The organism is Tessaracoccus massiliensis, from assembly GCF_000826065.2.
GTDB lineage: Bacteria > Actinomycetota > Actinomycetes > Propionibacteriales > Propionibacteriaceae > Arachnia > Arachnia massiliensis_A.
Genome location: NZ_LN623543.1, coordinates 26,639 through 46,713 on the forward strand (window position 1 = coordinate 26,639; position 20,075 = coordinate 46,713).

At 68.1% G+C, this 20,075-nt stretch carries 13 protein-coding genes; 4 read left to right on the plus strand and 9 right to left on the minus strand.

The annotated features are described in order from the left end of the window. Nucleotides 1-8 precede the first annotated feature (8 nt). Complete coding sequence (locus BN1186_RS10615) at nucleotides 9-857, plus strand: acyl-CoA thioesterase (protein WP_040284093.1); 849 nt, start codon at nucleotides 9-11, stop codon at nucleotides 855-857. Here the strand turns inward: BN1186_RS10615 and BN1186_RS10620 are convergent. Continuing rightward, nucleotides 854-1,786, minus strand: a complete 933-nt coding sequence (locus BN1186_RS10620) for a sigma-70 family RNA polymerase sigma factor (RefSeq protein ID WP_040284094.1) — start codon at nucleotides 1,784-1,786, stop codon at nucleotides 854-856. The genes BN1186_RS10615 and BN1186_RS10620 overlap by 4 nt on opposite strands. Before the next feature lie 217 nt (nucleotides 1,787-2,003). Between BN1186_RS10620 and BN1186_RS10625 the strand changes: the two genes are divergently transcribed. Continuing rightward, the gene (locus BN1186_RS10625; protein ID WP_082031316.1) at nucleotides 2,004-3,530 is read left to right on the plus strand and encodes an RNA polymerase sigma factor; all 1,527 of its coding nucleotides are present in this window, start codon (nucleotides 2,004-2,006) and stop codon (nucleotides 3,528-3,530) included. Between the two features lie 61 nt (nucleotides 3,531-3,591). Here the strand turns inward: BN1186_RS10625 and BN1186_RS10630 are convergent, their stop codons facing one another. The 3 genes from BN1186_RS10630 to BN1186_RS10640 all read right to left on the minus strand — a co-directional run bounded on the left by BN1186_RS10630 (nucleotide 3,592) and on the right by BN1186_RS10640 (nucleotide 6,618). Then, a complete protein-coding gene (locus tag BN1186_RS10630; RefSeq protein ID WP_052460060.1) occupies nucleotides 3,592-4,632 on the minus strand; it encodes a hypothetical protein in 1,041 nt (346 codons plus the stop codon). 106 nt (nucleotides 4,633-4,738) lie between these two features. Then, nucleotides 4,739-5,479, minus strand: coding sequence for a glutamine amidotransferase (locus BN1186_RS10635; RefSeq protein ID WP_040284096.1), 741 nt, complete (start codon nucleotides 5,477-5,479; stop codon nucleotides 4,739-4,741). Beyond that, nucleotides 5,476-6,618 carry a carboxylate-amine ligase gene (locus BN1186_RS10640; protein WP_040284097.1) on the minus strand — a complete coding sequence of 381 codons (1,143 nt, stop codon included), beginning with the start codon at nucleotides 6,616-6,618 and terminating at the stop codon, nucleotides 5,476-5,478. Before BN1186_RS10640 ends, BN1186_RS10635 begins: the two co-directional genes overlap by 4 nt. A gap of 107 nt (nucleotides 6,619-6,725) precedes the next feature. On the opposite strand from BN1186_RS10640, the gene BN1186_RS10645 reads away from it, so the two are divergent. Next, the gene (locus BN1186_RS10645) at nucleotides 6,726-7,925 is read left to right on the plus strand and encodes an amino acid aminotransferase (RefSeq protein ID WP_040284098.1); all 1,200 of its coding nucleotides are present in this window, start codon (nucleotides 6,726-6,728) and stop codon (nucleotides 7,923-7,925) included. Between the two features lie 2 nt (nucleotides 7,926-7,927). Here BN1186_RS10645 and recD read toward each other — a convergent pair whose 3' ends face one another. Genes recD through BN1186_RS10660 form a run of 3 tightly spaced genes read right to left on the minus strand, consistent with a single transcriptional unit; the run spans nucleotide 7,928 to nucleotide 15,793 of the window. Continuing rightward, nucleotides 7,928-9,664: an exodeoxyribonuclease V subunit alpha gene (gene recD, locus BN1186_RS10650; protein WP_052460061.1), complete on the minus strand. Its 1,737-nt coding sequence runs from the start codon at nucleotides 9,662-9,664 to the stop codon at nucleotides 7,928-7,930. Next, nucleotides 9,657-12,791 carry a UvrD-helicase domain-containing protein gene (locus BN1186_RS10655; protein ID WP_040284767.1) on the minus strand — a complete coding sequence of 1,045 codons (3,135 nt, stop codon included), beginning with the start codon at nucleotides 12,789-12,791 and terminating at the stop codon, nucleotides 9,657-9,659. Before BN1186_RS10655 ends, recD begins: the two co-directional genes overlap by 8 nt. Next, on the minus strand, nucleotides 12,788-15,793 hold the full coding sequence (locus BN1186_RS10660; RefSeq protein WP_040284099.1) for an exodeoxyribonuclease V subunit gamma: 3,006 nt from the start codon (nucleotides 15,791-15,793) through the stop codon (nucleotides 12,788-12,790). Before BN1186_RS10660 ends, BN1186_RS10655 begins: the two co-directional genes overlap by 4 nt. 67 nt (nucleotides 15,794-15,860) lie before the next feature. On the opposite strand from BN1186_RS10660, the gene BN1186_RS10665 reads away from it, so the two are divergent. Then, on the plus strand, nucleotides 15,861-17,882 hold the full coding sequence (locus tag BN1186_RS10665) for an ATP-dependent DNA helicase UvrD2 (protein WP_246043302.1): 2,022 nt from the start codon (nucleotides 15,861-15,863) through the stop codon (nucleotides 17,880-17,882). On the opposite strand, the gene BN1186_RS10670 is transcribed toward BN1186_RS10665, so the two are convergent. Continuing rightward, nucleotides 17,860-18,408 carry a hypothetical protein gene (locus BN1186_RS10670; protein WP_139651057.1) on the minus strand — a complete coding sequence of 183 codons (549 nt, stop codon included), beginning with the start codon at nucleotides 18,406-18,408 and terminating at the stop codon, nucleotides 17,860-17,862. The two genes, BN1186_RS10665 and BN1186_RS10670, sit on opposite strands and share 23 nt — an antisense overlap. Nucleotides 18,409-18,665: 257 nt before the next feature. Continuing rightward, on the minus strand, nucleotides 18,666-19,997 hold the full coding sequence (locus BN1186_RS10675) for a zinc-dependent metalloprotease (protein WP_040284101.1): 1,332 nt from the start codon (nucleotides 19,995-19,997) through the stop codon (nucleotides 18,666-18,668). Nucleotides 19,998-20,075 lie beyond the last annotated feature (78 nt).

Sequence of the window (20,075 nt, forward strand, 5' to 3'; positions counted from 1 at the left end):
GTGGCACGATGGAGCCCGTGCCCAAGGATGTCAATGAACTCATCGCCCTGTTCGACCTCACCGAGACGGGGCCGACCAGCTTCCGAGGCCCACAGCCGCGGACCTATCTGCAACGGCTGTTCGGTGGCCAGGTGCTGGGCCAGACACTGGTGGCAGCGGCACGTACCGTCGCCCCCGAGCGGCACATCCATTCGCTCAACGCGTACTTCCTGCGTCCCGGAGCCAACGACACACCCCTGGATTTCGAGGTGGAGGTGGTCCGTGACGGCGGTGCGTTCAGCAACCGTCGCGTCGTGACCCGTCAGGGGGACCGGGAGATCTTCATGATGACCGCCTCCTTCCAGGAGGCGGAGGAGGGGCTGGACCATTCGGCCGCCGAGCCCACCGATGTGGCGGTGCCTGAGGCCAGCCCGTCGCTGCGTGAGGTGCTTGAGCGTCGCTTCGGCGCCAGCTTCACCCTCCTGGCGGAATGGGATGCGCTCGACGTGCGGCTTGCGGCGCGCCCGGACCGCACGGATTCGGGCGGCTCGATGAAGGCCTGGGTCCGCACCCGCCAGCCGATGCCGGACGATCCCATCCTGCACGCGGCGGTGCTGGCCTACCTCAGCGACATCACCTTGTTGAGCGTGACGACGGTGCCGCACGAGGTGGAGTTCCTGTCGCCCGCGATGCAGGCGGCGTCGATCGACCACGTCATGTGGTTCCACCGGCCGGTCCGCGTCGACGAGTGGCTGCTCTACGACATGGTCTCGCCTTCGGCCTCCCACGCGCGGGGCTTCGCCACCGGTCGCCTGTTCCAGGGTGGCCAGGCGGTGGCGAGCTGCGCGCAGGAGGGCCTGATCCGCGTGCTGCGTTAGGCGGCGACGCCCTGCGCCTCGCGCATGGTCGCGAGGGCGGCGCGCTCGATCTGGCGGACCCGCTCGGCGGTGATGCCCCAGTGGGTGCCGATGTCGGCGAGCTTGGCCTGGCGGCCGTCGAGCAGGCCGTAGCGACGGCGCACCACGTCCTGCGAGCGTTCGTCGAGGTCTGACAGCATGCCCTCGAGGCGGGCGCGCTCCTCCGCGTCGAGCACCATCTCGTCCGGCCCGGGGGCGGTTTCGCGGGCGATGAGGTCACCCAGCGCGGTGTCGCCGTCGGCCTCGACCGGGGCGTCCAGCGAGACGTGGTCACGCGAGTAGCGGATCAGGTCGACGATGCGGCTCTCCTCGAGGCCGAGTTCCGCCGCGATCTCATGGACCTCGGGCTCGCGGCCGAGTTCGCGCTCCAGGTTGCGGCGCGTGGCCGAGACCTGATTGACCTGCTCCGCGACATGCACGGGCAGCCGCACGATGCGGCTCTGCTGGGCGATGCCGCGGGAGATGGCCTGGCGCACCCACCACGTCGCGTAGGTGGAGAACTTGAAGCCCTTGGCGTAGTCGAACTTCTCCACGGCGCGGATGAGGCCGGTGTTGCCCTCCTGCACGAGGTCGAGCAGCGGCATCTGTGCCCGGCCGTAGCGGCGGGCCACGGAGACCACGAGCCGCAGGTTGGCCTGCACGAAGCGCTGGATGGTGCGCTCGCCGATAGCGGCCAGTTCACGCAGTTCATCTTCGGTGGCCTTGACGGACGTGGTCACTTCGCCGTCGAGGATCTTCTGCGCGTACAGCCCGGCCTCAATGGCGCGAGCCAACTCGACCTCTTCCAGTGCGGAGAGCAGGGGCGTCTTTGCAATGGCGTCGAGGTAAAGCCCCACGGAGTCCTTGCCCTCGATGCCTTCGGTGCTTCGCATGCGCGCAGTACGATTCATATTCTCCAGACCTTTCGCCAGTCGTCACTTGTATCAACGAAGGCCATCCCGGGAAGGTTCCCGGTCGCCGAGATTCCTGCTGATTTCATCCTTAGGGATGAGCCCGGCAGTGGAGGACTCAGGGTTGCGCCTGACGCGGGCGTTTGAAGGGGGATGATCCGCATGCAAGAATGGACGCTGCGTCACCCTTGACTAAGGCGGGGCGGCGCATGCGCACATTGCAGTTGAAGGCCTCGAGAGGACCACAGTGAGCGAAAACGCTGAAGGCACCGGCAAGACCACCCGTACCAGCCGGAGCACGTCGAGCGCTGCTGCGAAGGAGGCGCCGAAGCGCACCATCACCCGCAAGCCAGCGGGCACGAAGGCTGCCGCCACGAAGGCCGCTGCTGGGACGACGGCGGCGGCCAAGACCCCCGCTGCGAAGGCTCCTGCCGCGAAGGCTCCTGCCGCCAAGACCCCCGCTGCGAAGACACCTGCCGCGAAGGCTCCTGCCGCCAAGACCCCCGCTGCGAAGACACCTGCCGCGAAGGCTCCTGCCGCCAAGACCCCCGCCGCTCGGAAGCCTGCGGCCAGGAAGCCCGCAGCGAAGAAGGAACCCACCATCGCTGAGGCATCCACCGGAGAGGTGGAGGTGCAGTTCCAGCGCGACGGGGACGACGTCGTGCTCACCGTCGGTGGCAAGAAGCGGACGCTCGACGATGTCGACGAGTCGAACTTCAGCGTGGCAGAGGCCGCCAAGGAGGAGAAGGAACTCGTCGAGGAGGAACAGGGGTTCGCCCTGTCGGACTCCGACGACGGGGACGAACCCGAGCAGCAGGTGGTCTCCGCCGGAGCCACGGCGGATCCGGTCAAGGACTACCTCAAACAGATCGGTAAGGTCGCGCTGCTCAACGCCGTCGAGGAGGTTGAACTCGCCAAGCGGATCGAGGCCGGACTGTTCGCTGAGGAGCGGCTCACCTCCGAGAAGCCCCCGAAGAAGCGAGACGACATCGAAGACTTCGAGTGGATCGCCGAGGACGGCCGCCGCGCGAAGAACCACCTCCTCGAGGCGAACCTGCGCCTCGTGGTCTCCCTGGCCAAGCGGTACACCGGCCGCGGCATGCTGTTCCTGGACCTCATCCAGGAGGGCAACCTGGGCCTGATCCGAGCGGTGGAGAAGTTCGACTACACGAAGGGCTACAAGTTCTCCACCTACGCCACCTGGTGGATCAAGCAGGCCATCACCCGCGCCATGGCTGACCAGGCCCGCACCATCCGTATCCCCGTGCACATGGTGGAGGTCATCAACAAGCTCGCCCGCGTCCAGCGTCAGATGCTGCAGGATCTCGGCCGCGAACCAACCCCGGAGGAACTGGCCGTCGAGCTGGACATGACGCCGGAGAAGGTCGTCGAGGTGCAGAAGTACGGGCGCGAGCCCATCTCGCTGCACACGCCGCTGGGCGAGGACGGCGACTCCGAGTTCGGTGACCTCATCGAGGACTCCGAGGCCATCGTGCCCGCGGACGCCGTGAACTTCACGCTCCTGCAGGAGCAGCTCAACGACGTGCTGGACACGCTGAGCGAGCGCGAGGCGGGCGTCGTGCAGATGCGCTTCGGTCTGACGGACGGGCAGCCGAAGACCCTCGACGAGATCGGCAAGGTCTACGGGGTAACGCGTGAGCGCATCCGCCAGATCGAGTCGAAGACCATGTCGAAGCTGCGTCACCCGTCGCGGTCCCAGGTCCTGCGGGACTACCTGGACTGATCATCCCGGTACACAACGAAGAGGCCGCCTGCGCTGCAGGCGGCCTCTTCATTGTTGTCGGTCAGCTGAAGCGGACCATGTTGTTGAGGATCTCCTTGGTGACCCACTGGTACTTGCCGCCGCGGTATTCGATCACGCTGGCGGTGGCCCAGGTGCGGCAGCCGTTGCGGCCCGTGGTGGAGGAGTCGCACTCGGTGCGCCAGGTGCGGCCGGCGTCGGTCCAGGTGTGCTTGCCTCCGACGACGCCGTTGGCGGCCAGGGGGTTGCCCTTCCAGTTGCTGCGGGGGCTGGCCTTGTAGGTCAGGTTGTTGAACACCCAGCCGTTGGTCTGCACGAAGCGGCCGCGGTTATAGCTGACGGTGGTGGCCTGGATCTCGGTGCGGCAACGCTCGGTGGTGGAGTAGGGCTCGCACGTGGTGCGCCAGATGCGGCCGTTGACGTTGTGGGTGCCGGGCGTGATGTAGACGTCCACGTTGCTCGGGGGCGGGGTGGGCTGGCTGCCTCCGCCGCCACCGCCTCCGCCGGTGCCGGTCAGGCCTGCGCACTGGTCCTCGGCGCTACCGCGCACGACGTTGCCGCCGCCGGTGGGTGCGGGGTTGTTCTCCTTGCACTGCAGGTTGCCGTCGATGGTGTTGCGGTTGATGGTCTTGGTGCCGGCCGGGTTCTTGAAGACCTGGATGTCGCCGCCGACCTTGTTGTCGGCCAGCGCGATGGCGGAGCGGCTCTCGACGATCTGGATGTTGCCGTCGACGGTGGCGTTGGCGACACTCACCGTCCCGGTGGCGTACTTGACCTGGATGTCGCCGTCGACGCGGGTGCCCTTGACGATCACGTTGGCGGGGGACTGCTCCTCGGCCTGCACGTTACCGCTAATGAACCCGCCGTTGATCGTGACCGAGGAGCCCGAGCCGAGCTTCACGTCGCCGTCGAGGTTGATGCTGTTGAGGGTGCAGCTGCGGCCGGACGGCACGTAGATGGTGTCGTCGTGGCTGCCCGAGAGGGTGCCGGTACAGTTGATGTCGGCCGAGGCCATCTGGGGTGCGACCGCCAGGCCGGTGATCGCAAGGGCGGCCGAAGCGGCCACGCTCAGGATTGACTTCATGGTGGTTCCTTCCGTTCAGGCGGGGTGCCGTCACTGACAAGGATCACTCAATCGGGCGCAACTGAGGTGCAGATGGAAGCAGGATGAGAGATCTCTCACCGCTCGTTCACCCGGCGTTTGCCCAGCGGGCCAGAGCCACGAAGTTGGTCAGGATCCGGTGCACGCCCGGGGTGGGCGTGGTGCCCAGCGCGTACTCGACGAGTCTGTCCGTCTCATCGGGGGCGAAGTAGCCGGCATCGCGGTAGATGCGGATGCGCGCGGCCAGCCCCGCCGAGTCCAGCTCGGGGTGGAACTGCGTGGCGTAGATCCGGGTGCCCACGCGAAAGGCCTGGACGGGGCAGACCGTGCCGGTGGCCAGCAGCGTCGCGCCCGGTGGTAGCCGGCGGCAGGCCTCCTTGTGTCCCACGAAGGCTTCGAACTCGGTGGGCACGCCGTCGAACAGTGGATCCTTCAAGCCTTCTGATGTGACGGTGGCCCGCGTCGTGCCCACCGGCTCGCTGTACTTGCGGTCCACCACCCCACCCAGGCGGTCGGTCAGGGTACCCACGCCGTAACAGAGCCCGAGGAAGGGGAAGTCGCGGGCGACCACCTCGTCGATGACGCGGTTGAGATCCGCCTCGACCCGGTGCTGCAGAGGAGACTTCTCGGCATCGCTGGCGTTGAACGGGCCGCCACCGAGGAACACCCCTGAGTACTCGTCGAGGTTGACCTCGGGCAGGTCGTCGGCCTCCACCCGGAACTGGACGAGGTCGGCGTTGGTGAGGCCGGCCAGACGCACCACGGCCTCACGTTCGCCTTCGGCGGCATCGTCCTCCGGGCGGGTGCTGAGCAGCAGGAACGGTTTCACAGTGCCTCCTTGAACTGCGGGCGACCGGCGCGCAGCTCCTCGACGATGGAACGGGTGACCGCGCACATGTCGCCGTCAGTGGCAGCGGCGACGCGACGCTGGCGCAGGTAGCTGGGGCCCTTCCTGACCAGGTCGCGGACGTGTTCGAACTGCTCCTGGCAGCCGAGCTCGTCCGCGATGTAGCCGAGCTTGTCCAGCCAGTACCCGATGCCGTCTGGGGCGTGGATGATGTAGTCATCCTTGCGCACGCTGATGATGTCGGCGGCCAGCCCGTAGCGGGCGGCCCGCCACTTGTTCTCCCGCATGAACCAGAACGGGAGCCGGTCGAGTTGCTCGCCTTTGGCCAGCACCCGGGACATCCGCTCGACGAGGGTCTGGCTCAGCGCGGCGAGCGCCCCCACCTCCATGAGCGTCGGCACCGAATCCATGATCCGGTTCTCCACCGTGCCCCACTGCGAGGGCCGCACGTCCCACCGGATCTCCGAGGGGTTCTGGATCATCCCCACCCCCTCCAACTGGGAGGCGAACGCCTCCAGTTCCTTCCAATCCGACATGTGGTACGGCAGGCCGTTGGTGGGCAACTGCTGGAAGATCATGGTGCGCTGCGACGCGAAGCGGGTGTCCTCACCCATCCAGAACGGGGAGGAGGCCGACAGCGCGATGAAGTACGGGGTGAAGCGGGCCAGCCCGTAGACGATGGGTAGGGCCTTGGCCTTCTGGTCGATGCCCACGTGGATGTGGAGCCCGTTGATGGCCATCTGCTGGCCCCACCAGCCGTTGCGCTCGGTGACGCGACGATACTGCGGCTTCTCGTAGGGCTTCTGATCGCCCGGGTTGCCGAAGGGGTGCGCCCCGGCGCCAAGCAGGGTCAGGCCGTGGGGCTCGAGCACTGACAGCGCCCACTCCAACCGCTCGCGTAGCTCCGCGACCGCTGATGTCACGTCTGCATGGACGCCCGTGACGAGCTCCACCATGGACTGCAGGTACTCACCCCGGATGGGGCCGTCGACCGGGTCCTCGACCTTCTCCAGCAGGAACGGCGCGCCGGGAACCTGCTCGTACGTCGTGGAGTCGACGACGGCCAACTCCCACTCGATGCCGAGCGTGGACTGCTTGGACTGCCCGAACTGGATCTTCATCTGGCCTCCAGGTGATTGGCAAGCAGACTAGTGCACGGATCTGGATGCGGCCCAGCCGGTCCGGCCATCGGCGTTACGCTGGGCATGCGAGAAAGTGAGGACTCCCCATGTCGCTGTTCGATGCCGTCGAGCTTGCCCCCGCAGATCCGATCCTCGGCCTCACGGAGGCCTTCAACGCCGATACCAATCCCGCCAAGGTGAATCTGGGGGTGGGGGTATACCTCGACGAGGACGGCAAGCTGCCGCTGCTCGAGTGCGTCCGCATCGCGGAGCAGCGGCTCGCGGAGGACGCCAAGCCGAAGTCCTACCTTGCCATCGACGGGATGCCCGCCTACCGCGACGCGGTGCGCGAGCTCGTCTTCGGTTCGCATTCGGAGGCGTTGAAGGACAACCGGGTGGTCACCGTCGAATCCATCGGCGGCACGGGCGCCCTCAAGGTGGGAGCGGATCTCCTCAAGCAGATCAACTCGTCGGCCACGGTGCTGCTGTCGGATCCGAGCTGGGAGAACCACCGTGCGTTGTTCACCCGGGCGGGCTTCCGGGTCGACACCTACCGCTACTACGACGCGGAGGCCAAGGGGATCAACTTCGACGGGATGCTCGCGGATCTCCGGGTCGCCGACCCGGGCACCATCGTGGTGCTGCACGCCTGCTGCCACAACCCCACAGGTTATGACCTCAACGAGGACCAGTGGGATCAGGTCATCGCGGTGCTGCGTGAACGCTCGCTCGTCCCGTTCCTCGACATGGCATACCAGGGATTCGGTTTCGGGTTGGAGCGCGATGGCGCCGTGGTCCAGCGGTTCGTCGACGCAGGCCTCGAATTCTTCCTGTCCACGTCCTTCTCCAAGTCGCTGAGCCTCTACGGCGAGCGGATCGGCTCCCTGTCGATCGTCACGGGGGACGAGGATGCGGCCAAGCGCACGCTCTCGCAGCTCAAGATCTGCATCCGCACGAACTACTCCAACCCCGCCACCCACGGTGCCGCCATCGTCACCACGGTGCTGACCGATCCGGAACTGCGCGCCACCTGGGAGCAGGAACTGGGGGCGATGCGCGACCGGATCAAGAAGGTCCGGCAGGGCCTCGTCGACAGGCTCGACGCCAAGGGCATCGAGGACATGGGCTTCATCGCCGAGCAACTGGGCATGTTCAGTTACTCCGGGTTGACGAAGGCGCAGATGATCGAACTGCGCGACAGGCACGGCGTCTACGGCACGGACACGGGGCGGATGTGCGTGGCGGCACTCAACGACAAGAATCTCGACATCGTCGCCGATGCCATCGCGGCGGTGCGGGGAGGCTAGCCCTAGCGGGCCAGACCGCTGGCGCGTCGGGCCGGCGTGGCCACCGCCGTGGCCAGCGCGTCCCAGGATCCGTAGAGCGTGACACTGTCCTGCGCGCGGGTCACCGCCGTGTAGAGCAACTCCCTGGTGAGCAGCGGAGACCCGGGTGGGGGCAGCACCACCGAGACGGCCGCGAACTGGCTGCCCTGCGACTTGTGGATGGTCATGGCATGCAGATCAGCCGCGTCATCGAGGAGTGACGGGGCCACCTGCAACGGCCACCCCGGCAGATCCACCACGGCGGTGAGCCCTCCCTCCGCATCAGCAACGACGACGGCGGTGTCGCCGTTGCTGAACAGGTCTGTGTTGCGTTGGATCAGCAAGGGCTGGCCGGGGTAGGGCCGCGTGTCGAAGCCATAGTGGGGCAACTGGGTGCCCAGCCAGGTGCGCACCGAGCGCGCCCACTGACCCACACCGAATGGCCCCTCGCGGTGCGCGCAGAGGATCCGGTGCTGCTCCAGCGCACGGTTGGCCACGGTCCCGAGGCCTTTGAGGGCAGCGGCCTGTACCCGGGTTGCCGCGTCCAGGCAGTCTTGGCGTACCTCCGGCAACGTGGCAGGTTCCGAGGCACCGGTGAACTCGACGAACCGCAACGCCTCCGAAGACTTGATGATCTGCCTGGCGCCATCGGCATCGCCGGTGAGGATGGCCTCAGCGAGGTCGTTGATGGACTGCTTGGAGCGGTAGTTGTGCTGGAGCCTGACGATCGCACCGCCGGGGCCCTGCACCAGATCGTCGGCGCGTTCGATGTCTGCCAGGACGGCCCCGGCCTCGACGGAGCGCAACTGGTGCGGGTCTCCCAGCATGATCAGACGGGTTTCGGGTGAGATCGCCTCCAGTAGCGCCGTCATGAGCTCGAGCGAGACCATGGAGGTCTCGTCCACCACCACCACGTCGAAGGGCACCGGGTTCTGGGCGTGGTGCTCCAGCTCTGCCGAACGGGGGCGTGCCCCCAGAAGCTTGTGGATGGTGCCGCCCCAGACCTTGTTGAGCTGGCCCACGTCCGCCCGCACTGCTTGCTGTAGCCGGGCCGCGGCCTTGCCGGTGGGTGCCACCAGCGCCACCCGGGGCTGGTGCACCGCCAGCGCGTTCAGGATGCGTGCCACGATCGTGGTCTTGCCGGTGCCTGGGCCACCTGTGATGACGGTGGTGAGGTGGTTCAGGGCGGCGAGTACGGCCGCGTTCTGATGCTCATCCGCCTCCGGGACCGTGCCATCCTCACGTGGGGGTGCCGCCGGGGCCGCTGTGAGGTCGGACAGGGCCGGCAGCGTGCTCCGCTGGCGCAGGATGTGCGACAGCCTGCGCTCCTGACGCCAGTATCGGTCCAGGTAGAGCAGCGTCCCGTCGAGCCTGAAGGGGCGCCCCGCTGCGCTGTCTGCGGAAGCCGTGGCAGGCGAGGCCGCGACCGCCTTCACCCAGGCCTCCGGCTCGGGCCAGGGCGGCTCGACGGCCAGCTCCGCTGTGCTGTCCTCCTCATCCGATTCTGGGCGTAGCTCGGTGGCGGCCGTGGCCAGATCCACGCAGACCGAGCCCAGGCGCAGCTCCCGGGCGGCCAACGCGAACGCGAGCAGCACCTGGGGATCTGCCTCGCCACCCAGGCCGCCGAGGCGTCTTGCCAGGTGGAAGTCGATCAGGCCCAGCCAGCCTGCCTCGCAGAAGGAGCGCAGCAGGCCGGTGGCCGCTACCGGAATCTCACGCATCGGTGCCTCCCAGCAGATCCGAGACCGCCACCACCAGAGGTGCCGGTGGGAACCAGCCGAAGACACCGCAGGCAGTACCGTCGACGACGGGGGTCTCCGGGCCGGCCATTCCTCGCACGAACAGATAGCCGACCCCACCCAGGTGCCGTTCAGGCGAATAGTCCGGCAGGCGCTGACCAAGGTAACGGTGGAGAGCTGCGCAGTAGAGGATCGCCTGCAGGGGATAGTGGGCCTGCATCATGGCCTCTGCCATCGCCGGCTGGGTGTAGTGACCGAGGATCAGCTCGTCGTGTGCGGTGGGAGCGAGCCTGTTGGTCTTGTAGTCCACCACGACGAAGCGTTCCCCCAACTGGAGCACGCCGTCGATGGAGCCGGTGAGGAAGCCGTTGAGGACGGCCTCTGCGGCCTCAGACGAAGCCAACCGCTCGGGATACTCAGCCAGCGGGTCTGTGGCGGGAAGGTGCTCGGCCATGAGCTCGGCCAGTTGGCGCAGCGTGGCCGGGGCGCGACGGTCCGCCAGTGGGAGGTCGAAGTCAAGCTCCGGCAGGCGGTGGGAGGTGGGCACATCAGTGAGTGCCTCGGCGGCCAGAGGATGCAGCGGCGTACGGCACATCCGCACCAGCGCTTCGGCCAGCTGTGACGACGACCCCTGGTCGAGGTTGTGGGCGGGGCCCATCTCGGCGAGCAGTTGCGCGGCATGGGTCTCCAGCGTGCGGGGACCCCATTCGAGAACCTCCAGCGCCTCGTGGACCAGGGTGCCGAAGGCGGCACCCGCCGGGAGCCCTGACATGGGCGAGGGCGCGAGGAGTGCCGGATCCACCGGCTCCGGCGGCGCGACGTCGAGTTCGACGGATTCGTCTGAGACCACCCGCACCGCCGATTCGTGGAGCCCCTGCGTGAGGCCGGAGTAGGAGGTGCGGCGCCAGGTGTGGTCTATGGAACGGTGGAGCCCGGCCAACCGCAGGGTTGGACCGGTCCCGAGAGAGGGGAGTGCGGGTGGGGGCCCCGGATCTGAGCCGTCCAGTGTGGATTCGTGCACCAGGCCGGTGCCGATGGCAGGGCGCTTGGCCAGCAGCGCGCCGAGCGGGCTGTCAGTGCGGGCGCCCTTCGGTGGGGCGATGTGCCAGGCGATGGCCAGGTGCTCGGCCCGGGTGAACCCGACGTAGAGCAATCGCAATTCCTCTGCGAGATGCTGGGCGTTCAGGTCCTGTGTGATGGCGTCCCTCCAATCAGGGGTGGGACCGACGTACAGGTGGCGCCTGCCTCCCTCGACGATGGTGAACGGCTTGTACCGCTGCGCTTTGACGCCATCGGTCTGCGGGAGCAGCACGATGGGGAACTCCAGCCCCTTGGCTGCATGCATGGTCATCACGCGGATGGCGGGTTGATCGGTGGACACGCGCAGCGAATCTGCCTCTTCGTCTGAGGAGTTGCGTGCCTCGCCCAGCGTAATGAGGCCGTCGAGCGTGGTCTCTCCCGACGCGTCGAACAGCTCCGCCAGATGTTTGATGTCTGCCAGTTGACGGTCCCCGTCCGGCTCTGCCAGCACCCGGGCGTCGAGGGAGGTGCGGGTGCGCAGCAGCGTCAGGACGGCGGAGACCCCGCCAGAGTGCCAACGCTGGGACAGTTCGCGCACGAGGGTGCTGACCCGGGCCGCCTCCATCGGATCAGCGGAGAACAGTTGCGCCAGCGGCGACCCGATCAGCGGTGTCATGGCCGCAAGGCGGATGTGGGTCTGGGTGGGATCCGCCATAGCGCGCAGCACGGAGACCCAATGCTGGCTGGATGGCTGTGTCCAGACGGATTGGCTGCCGGTCAGCACCGCGGGATGACCCGCCTCCGTGAGGGCGGTGCGGATGCTGCGGCCCCGTGCCGCGGTGCGGACCAGCACCGCGATGTCCGACGGCGAGAAGGTCTCGCCGGGCTTGTCGGAGGGGCAGGCCAGAATCTGGCGCACCTGTCGGATGAGGTCGTGCTCAACGGCTGTGTCCGGGGAGACATCGCCCAACTGATCCGAAATGGCGGTGCGCAGCCAGAGCCGGGAGGCAGCGGGCAGCCCCGTGCGGGGTCCGTGATGTGAGGACACCGGGGTGACGGTGACCGTCTCCTCGCCCAGCGCGGTCTGCCCGAAGAGCTCCACCACGCCGTCGACGAGCGGCTTGTCGGTGCGGAAGTTGGTGCCCAGGCTCGCGGTCTGTGCGTGCTTCCTGGCGGCGAGGTAGCTGCCCAGATCCGCACCACGGAACCCGTAGATGGACTGCTTGGGGTCGCCGATAAGGATCGTGGGGCGGGCCCGACCGACGAAGGCGGCACGGAGGATGGCCCACTGGTCGGGATCCGTGTCCTGGAACTCGTCGACGAGCACCACACTGAATCTGCGCCGCAACTCCTGTGCGACTGCTTCGCCCGTGGTGGCGTCGGTGAGTAGTTCGCGCAGCCGGGTGGTCACGTCGTCGAAGGTGCACACGCCCTGCACCGCCTTGCGGTGCGCGTACAGTTCGCGCACGGCGGAGGCATAGTCTGCGTGGGGGCCCTCCTGCGGGAGCAGCGGCAGGGATGTGGTGCAGGCGGCTTCGCCGATGCGCAGCGCATCACGCGGCGTGATGTCCGGGGTCTCCGCCGTACGGAAGAGCCTCAGATAGACGTCGGTGGCGCACTCCCTGGCCAACTCGATGGGATCTGAACCCACCGTCTCAGCCGGATCCCAGTCTCCGAGAATGCCCAGCTCGTACAACATGGCTTGGCAGAAGGCGTGCGTGGTGAGGATGGTGGCCTCGCTGAACCGGGCCACCGCCTCGGCTAGCCTGGCGCGGTGGAGGGGGGCGTCCCCTTCGGCGAGGAGCCTGGCGACGGGGTCTTCCACCCGTCCCTCAGGTATGGGGAGGCCCTGCGCGATGCGGTCCATCTCATCGATGATGGCCTGCAGCCTGGTGAACACCCTGGTGCGCATTTCGCCGGCGGCGTGGTTGCCGAAGGTGATGAGCAGCAGGTGCGATACGTCCAGCCCCTGCTCGGCCAGATAGCGGGCGGTGAGCGCCGCGATGGTGTAGGTCTTGCCGGTGCCGGCGCTGGCCTCCAGCAGGACGGTGTCTGTGGGCAGCGGGGCTGTCAGGTCGAAGATGGTCACGAGGCACCTCCGGCCAGCGGACGGTAGAGTTCCCAGGCCCACGCCTGAAAGGCGCTCGGCTGGCCATTGGCAGGGTCAGCGGGGCGCGGCGGATCCTCAAAGAGTTCGCCTACATCAGCGGAGTAGAAGAGCCGCCATGCCGGGCCTGCCCCGCTCCACCTGCCACGGAAGTCCCCGATCGGCCCGGTCCACTGGGCCGGGGTGAATCTGTCCGCCGCATGCTCTAGGGCGTAGGTGAGGGCGGGAGCTGCAGGCACGGGCAGCAGACGGTGCTGCGCCTGAGCGTAGGCCGCGATGATCGTGGTCAGGTGCTCGAGAGCCTCGGCTTGGGGCAGTGGCGCCACCTCCCACTGCTCAGTCCCGATCGCGAAATTGGTGTTGCGGTTCTTCACGAAGTGGTGGAGCTTGGCGGGCACCTGCATGCCCTGGGCCCCCAGGGCCAGGCTCTCGAGCCAGGGCCGCAGGATTCCGGTTCTGTTCCGGCTGGGGTTGGCGGCCAGCGCGAGCCCAGACCGGGTGCGCACCTCATCGACCAGCCGGACATGCTGCGCTGCGTCCAGGCTGACCGTGAGCTCGATGACCTGGGTATCGACTGCGCCGGACCATTCCCCCCATGCGCTCTTCCAGAGTTGGGTGGCCTCGTGCTTGGCCGCACGGAAGGCCGCGTCGCCGATGGCTTGTGGCGGCAGGTCCTCACGCTGACGGAAGTAGTCCTCCACGGACTCCAGGCTGGTGCCGGTCTTCCAGGAATCAACCAGCGCGTTGACGAGGCGCCAGTTCTCCAGGCCACCCACCTCAAGGGGCAGTTCATCGGTGACCTGCGGCTCGTCGTACAGGGCGATGCCTCCCGCAGCGCGCAGGAATGTCTTGGCCGGATCCGTCAGAAACCGTTCCAGCTGGGTGAGCGTGACCTGCGTCGGGGCAGGGCCCAGTGGCCGGGCGGTGGCCTCTCTTCTGCGTCTGGCCGCGAGGGGGGCTCCGGACAGGGATGAGGAGCGGCGTGCCTGCGCGCCCGCAAAGGCAGGGGCGTCGAAGCTGGGATGAGCTCCGAAGTTGCCGGGCGAGGTTGCCGTCGGCGGATGCCCGATGGGCTGCTCCGCGACGCCGAGTTGCTCGAGGAGCCAACTCACGGCCACCGGCACGGACGCGCGGTCATTGGTTCGCTGTGAGCGTGCCTGCCGCACGATCACAAGCTTGTCCGCGCAGCGGGCATGGGTGAGCAGTTGCTGGAGGCGACGCCCGGGCAGGTCTGGGGCCCTGCTGCCAAGGTCTACCGAATCAGGGAGGTGACCTGCGCGGCCCGGCACCACGTCATCGGTGACGCCCAGCATGGCGACGAGCTTGAACTCCACGTGCTGCAGCTCACCCAGTGGGATCAGCTGCATCGTGCCGTTGCCGGCGGCGACGCGCGCCCGGGGCGGGGATGCGGCCTCCTCCAGTAGAAGCGCGAACTCGTGCGGGGTGAGGTTGGTGGGGTGCCCCTGGTGGTCCGCCTCGAAGCGGGCCAACACCGCGAGGGCGTGGAGCTCCTGCCACTGGTCCGCGTGGGGGAGTGCGATCAGCGCCTCCATCGCCCGCCGGGCACGTTGGACCCAGCCCGACACTGTGGTGGGCGCCTGGGTGGTGGCAACCACGCGGCGCAGCCGGGCGAGGACCTCGCACAGGGACCCCACGAGCGTGAGATCCGAGGCGGTGACCGCCTCCGTGCCTGAGAGCCCCAACCCGGCGTCGGTGCCGGGGGCGACGGCCAAGCCGATGAGCAGCCTGTCGATGCCGCGCGTCCAGGTGTTCTGATCCACTCCTGCCAGGTTGAAGGCGGCACGGTGGCCGGCATCCAGTCCCCACCTGATGCCCGCCCCGGAGACCAGCTCCACCACCGCCCGGCGGTCCGTGAGGTTCCAGCGGTGCGCGATGGGCGGGCTCAGCAGAAGCTCGACGGTGTCGCTCGCGGTGGCGCGGGACGACCCCAGCCGGATGAGGCGCACGAGGAGGTGGAGGACGGGATTGGTCTCGAAGGCGCCGGGCGGTTGCAGCCGCAGCGTGCGGCCCGGGTGAGCCTCGTCATCTGCGGGGGCGAACGCGGCCTCCAGGAGGCCCGCGTAGCGCTCGGCCTGGGGGCACACGATCACGACGTCCCGGGGCTGGAGCGTGTCATCCTCGGCGAAGGCGCGGGTTAGCTCATCGCGCAGTACCTCCACCTGCCTGGCTTCTCCGTGCGAATCGTGCAGGGACACCGCAGGCGCGGGCGCCGCCTCCCCCGGCAGGTCCAGCGACTCTGAGGCCAGTGCCTGGGCCCAGGCCTCGCCCGGTGACCCGGACGGCTGCAGAATGGTCAGACCGTGGCCCTCTGCCAGCGCCTGGATGATGGAGGCCTGGGGAGCGGTCAGGTGATCCACGGCCAGCACGAAGGTGGGCATGGTGTCCTGAGCCGCCGCGTCGAGCATGTCGTCGAGGATGGCGAGCGGATCGAGTTCAAGGGCGGAGGCGACGCGGCGGAACAGCTCTGGCTGCCAGGCGAGCTCGTCCGGGAGAGGCTTCGCATCCAGGCCCGCGTCTGAGCCCTCGAGCCACTGGGCAAGGAGCTCGGGCGCCTGGTCCAGGTAGCTGCGCAACAACCTGGCGACACGCATGGCCGTGGCCCGACGACGGCCGGGGCGTGCGTCATCCGCGGCCAGTGCGCGCCTCACCAGGGGGTGGGACACCGACGTCAGGGCGTCCGCGACGGCGATGTCCAGTGGGGTGCCCCGCCAGCGAGAGCGATCTCTTCCGACGCCGGCCCGCTCCGCGATGTGGCGCATCAGATCGGTGGGGGACAGGTACTCGATGCCGGCCGAGATCCCCAACCGGGCTGCCACCTCCTGCCCGACGACGCGGCCGGTGGCGCGCGTCGAGACCACTACCCGCAGCCTGCGGAACGGATCTGTGGCGGCACCGGTGAGAAGCTCCGCGAGATGGTCGATCAGGGCGGCCCATCGGGCCCCTCTCACCAGTCTCACGGTCATGGCAGCCACCCTACTGGTGGTCACCGACAATTCTGTTTTGTCCGTGCGGGGCGGTATGAATGGGGCCGTGAGCAACCACATCCTCGATGCCCTTGACCCCGAGCAGCGCAACGTCGCCACGCTGCTGGACGCCCCCGTCGTGGTGCTCGCAGGGGCGGGGACGGGCAAGACGCGCGCGATCACCCATCGCATCGCGCACGCCGTCAGCGAGGGGAGATACTCGCCCACGGCCACCCTCGCCGTCACCTTCACCACGCGGGCGGCCGGTGAGATGCGCGCCCGGTTGGCTGGGCTCGGGGTACGTGGCGCGCAGGCGCGCACCATCCACTCCGCTGCGCTGCGCCAATGCCAGTTCTTCTGGCCCAAGGCCTACGGGGTCGCCTTTCCAGCCGTGGCGGAGAACACCTTCGGGCTGGTCGCGCGCGCCACGCACCAGGTGCTGGGCAGCTCAGACACCGCCCTTGTGCGTGATCTCGACGCGGAGATCTCCTGGGCCAAGACGAGCAACGTCACGCCCGCGCAGTACGTGGAGATGGCGGAGGGGCGCTCGGTGAACGGGGCGAGCGCTGCCCAGGTGGCCAACGTGATGACGCTCTACGAGAAGGCCAAGCTCACCGAGGGGACGGTCGATTTCAACGACATCCTGCTGTGCAATGCCGTGCTGCTCAGCGAACACGAGGAGATGGCCGCCACGATCCGGGGCGCCTACCGGCATTTCGTGGTGGATGAGTACCAGGACGTCTCCGCGCTTCAGCACCGGCTCATCAAGTTGTGGGTCGACGGCCGTCCGGATGTGTGCGTGGTGGGGGACCCCAACCAGGCCATCCACTCTTTTGCGGGCGCGGACGCCGGCTACCTCCTACGGTTCGCCGATGAGTACGACGATGCACGCACGGTCCGGTTGATGCGCAACTACCGCTCCTCGCCGGAGGTGATCGCTGCCGCAAACAAGATCCTGCGGGTCCGCAGCGGCGCACCCGGGGCGCTGCAGGCGACCCAACCTGCCGGGCCTGCCCCTTCATTCCACGGTGCGCCTGATGAGACGGCCGAATCCGCGGACGTGGCCGAGTGGTTGCGAGCGCAGCACGCAGCGGGCACCAGATGGTCCGAGCTGGCTGTCCTCTACCGCATCAATGCACAGTCGCCGTCCTTGGAGGCTGCGCTCACCGAGCGTGGCATCCCGTACACGGTGCGGGGCACGGAGCGGTTCTACGACAGGGCCGAGGTCCGCCAGGCCATCGTGGAGTTCGGGAGGTTCACCCAGCGCGACGACAGCGCCCCGCCCACCGATGTGCTCGGTGCCGTGCTCACCGGTCTCGGCTGGAAGCCGGAGGCGCCCTCGGGGCAGGGCAGGCAGCGGGAGCGGTGGGAGTCCCTCGCGGCGCTGCGCACCATGCTCGCCGAGGAGGCCGAGAAGCGTGAAGAGTGGACCGCGCATGAGGCCATGACGTGGCTGCAGGAGCGCGCCACCTGGCAGGCGGCGCCCGTCGCGGAGGCCGTCACCCTCTCCACGTTGCACGCCGCCAAGGGCCTCGAATGGGATGACGTGGCCATCGTCGGTGTCAGGGAGGGCATGATCCCCTTCGTGTTGGCGCAGGAGGAACCGGCGCTCTCGGAGGAGCGCCGGCTTCTCTACGTGGGGTTCACCCGCGCACGGCGGGCGCTGCGCGTCAGTTGGGCGGCCTCACGCGGCAAGGCCACCCGTTCCCGGTTCATCGCGGATCAGGTGTCAGGCCCCATCACGGTGGGCAAACCCCGGCAGACCACCTCGGTGCGTTCACGTACCTGCCGGGTCTGTGGCAACCCGCTGCACAGCGCAGCAGAGCGCAAGCTGAGCAGGCACGAGGACTGCGAGGTGGCCTACGACGAGGAACTGTTCGAGGCGCTGCGGGACTGGCGAAAGCGGGTGGCCGAGGAGACGAAGATGCCTGCCTTCGTGGTGTTCACTGATGCCACGCTGCAGGCCATCGCCGAGGCCGTGCCCACCACGCCGAGCGAACTGTTGAAGCTGCCGGGGATCGGCCAGTCGAAGCTGACCAGGTACGGCGACGGCGCGCTGGAGGTGATCAGGGCCCATCAGGCGAACTGAGCCCATCGTCGCGGCAGCCGCGCGTCCTGCAGCCGCTGCGCCATGGCCAGGTCAACAGGCTGAGGCCCGGATCGTCGACGTGCCACGTCCAACTGGAGCCCATGAGATCCGTGGTGCCCTGTTGCACCACGGCCAATGCCTGGAGCGCCGCCCAACTGGCTGCCCAGGCCGTGAGGTGCAGCGCGCCGCCGCGGTGGGGAGGCCGCCGGTCTGCCGAGGCGAGGCATCCCGGGCAAGGCCCGAAGCCCGGGCTCACGAAGGGGCCCACGGAGGCGCCCTTGGAGTGCCACCACACATGCAGGGCGCCGGTTTCCGCGCCGTAGATCTCAGATTCGAGGATGGGGTTGGCTCCCGGTGGCCAGGCCAGGATGGCCAGCGCCGCCCCGGACGTGCTGCCAGGGGACTGCAGCGCGGCGCGTGGCGTGGTCGTCTTGGCGACGAGGCCTGCCCGCTGGATGCCCGCTGCAATGGGGGCGGTGCGGGTGGGGGCGCCGAGGATCATCAGGATGGGAGTGGCCGACATCATGGTCACACTGTGATCGCCAGAGGTGATCACGCGCCGGAATCGGTCGCCGACGGACAACACCTCACCGCAAACGGACAACACTTCCAGTCGCTGGGACAACACCCTGTGGCGCGAGACGGGCGGTAGCCGCAGGGGAGCGCTGACAATGCCCAGAAAAGCGGAGTCCCGGCTGCCTGATCCGCCTTCCCCTGCGAATCGACATCCGGGACTCTCGGGACTGAGTTAACCGTGCAACAGCGTCCGCGTCAAGCAGTTGCTCAGCCCTCGTCGCCGAGCAGTTTGCGCAACTCGGCGTCCATCTCATCCTCCTGCGGGTCAGCGTCATCGTGGCTCCGGGTGAAGGACAGCGGATCCTCCAGGTGCGCCTTGGTGGGAAGCAGATCCGGGTGGCCCCAGACCGCGTCGCGTCCTTCGAGGCCCCGCTCATGCTCCACTGCGGCCCAGAGGTTCTTAGCGTCGCGCACGAGCCGCGGGCTGAGATCCAGCCCGAGCAGTTCCTTGAACACCCCGGTCACCGGCGTGGCAGAGGCGCGGCGACGGTGGAGGACCTCCTCCAACTGGGGGGCGTTCGGCATCCAGGCGGCGCTGGCCCTACCCGCCACGTGGTCGACCCACCCCTCGACCAGAGCCAGGAGCACCTCCAGCCGCTCCAGAATCTCCATCTGGGTCTGGGTGCTGGCGGGCTGGAAGAAGGAACCGCGGACCTGCTCGCCCACGGCCACCATGTCCTCCATGGTGAGCTGCTCCAGGTTGTCCGGGCGTAGTGACTCAGCGATCGCGTCGAAATCGATGGTGATCTCTCGCGCGAAGTGCGCCAGGAGCGCGCTCAACTGGGGCGAGAGCCATCCGACGGCGTGGAACAGCCGTTGGCGGGCGGCCTCGCGGAGCAGAAGATACAAGGTCACGTCGGTGTCGCTGGCATCCAGATCCCGGGTGAACTGGGCCACGTTCGCGGGCACCATCACGACGTCGGAGGAGCCGAGCAGGTTGAACCCGAGCTCGGTCCCGGTCAGGATGTCGCCCGCGACCCGGGAGAGCTCGCGCTTGAGCCGGTCACGATAGATCAACGAGGCCGACTGCTTCATCATGGGCCCCATCATCTGGGCCAACGGCTGCAACTCGTCGCCCTGTTCGGCGACGCTGCCGCGCTGGAGTGCATCAGCCAGGCCGTCGATGATCGGTTCGATGACGGACCGCCAGCCATCGCCGGTCTCGTCCAGCCACGTGCCCCTGGTGATCGCACGAGCGGGACGGCCGGTCTCTGAGAACGTGGTGGCGGGTGTGAGCCAGGTTTGTGCCAACCTTTCAGCGTCGACGATGGCTGCACGTTCCTCAGGGCGGAGCGCGGGGTCTCCGCCGGCCTCGGCAGCTTGGTGCTTCGCGGCGGTCAGAGTGGTGCGCCATGCAGCGTCCGGGTCGCGATCCGCCGGGGTCATGCCGAACATGAACCCACCCCCGGCCGACTGCATCTTCTGGACCTGCGCGACGAGGTCCTCGAAGTTGAGGTTCTCGGCGTCTCCCAGCCCGAGTTGTTCGAGCATCTTGCGCAACTGTTCGAAGTCGAAGGGACCGAACGACGGGTTGGACATCAATTTCCTCCTGTGCACCGTTACAGGCCATTGTTCCGCATGGGGCAAGCGCCGCGCGACGGCTTGTCGCCGCTTGGT

Excerpts from the sequence above, each read along its gene's own strand:
- BN1186_RS10615 (WP_040284093.1), top strand. The coding sequence starts at position 9 with ATGGAGCCCGTGCCCAAGGATGTCAATGAACTCATCGCCCTGTTCGAC.
- BN1186_RS10620 (WP_040284094.1), bottom strand. The coding sequence starts at position 1,786 with ATGAATCGTACTGCGCGCATGCGAAGCACCGAAGGCATCGAGGGCAAG.
- BN1186_RS10630 (WP_052460060.1), bottom strand. The coding sequence starts at position 4,632 with ATGAAGTCAATCCTGAGCGTGGCCGCTTCGGCCGCCCTTGCGATCACC.
- BN1186_RS10640 (WP_040284097.1), bottom strand. The coding sequence starts at position 6,618 with ATGAAGATCCAGTTCGGGCAGTCCAAGCAGTCCACGCTCGGCATCGAG.
- BN1186_RS10645 (WP_040284098.1), top strand. The coding sequence starts at position 6,726 with ATGTCGCTGTTCGATGCCGTCGAGCTTGCCCCCGCAGATCCGATCCTC.
- recD (WP_052460061.1), bottom strand. The coding sequence starts at position 9,664 with ATGCGTGAGATTCCGGTAGCGGCCACCGGCCTGCTGCGCTCCTTCTGC.
- BN1186_RS10660 (WP_040284099.1), bottom strand. The coding sequence starts at position 15,793 with ATGACCGTGAGACTGGTGAGAGGGGCCCGATGGGCCGCCCTGATCGAC.
- BN1186_RS10670 (WP_139651057.1), bottom strand. The coding sequence starts at position 18,408 with ATGATGTCGGCCACTCCCATCCTGATGATCCTCGGCGCCCCCACCCGC.
- BN1186_RS10675 (WP_040284101.1), bottom strand. The coding sequence starts at position 19,997 with ATGTCCAACCCGTCGTTCGGTCCCTTCGACTTCGAACAGTTGCGCAAG.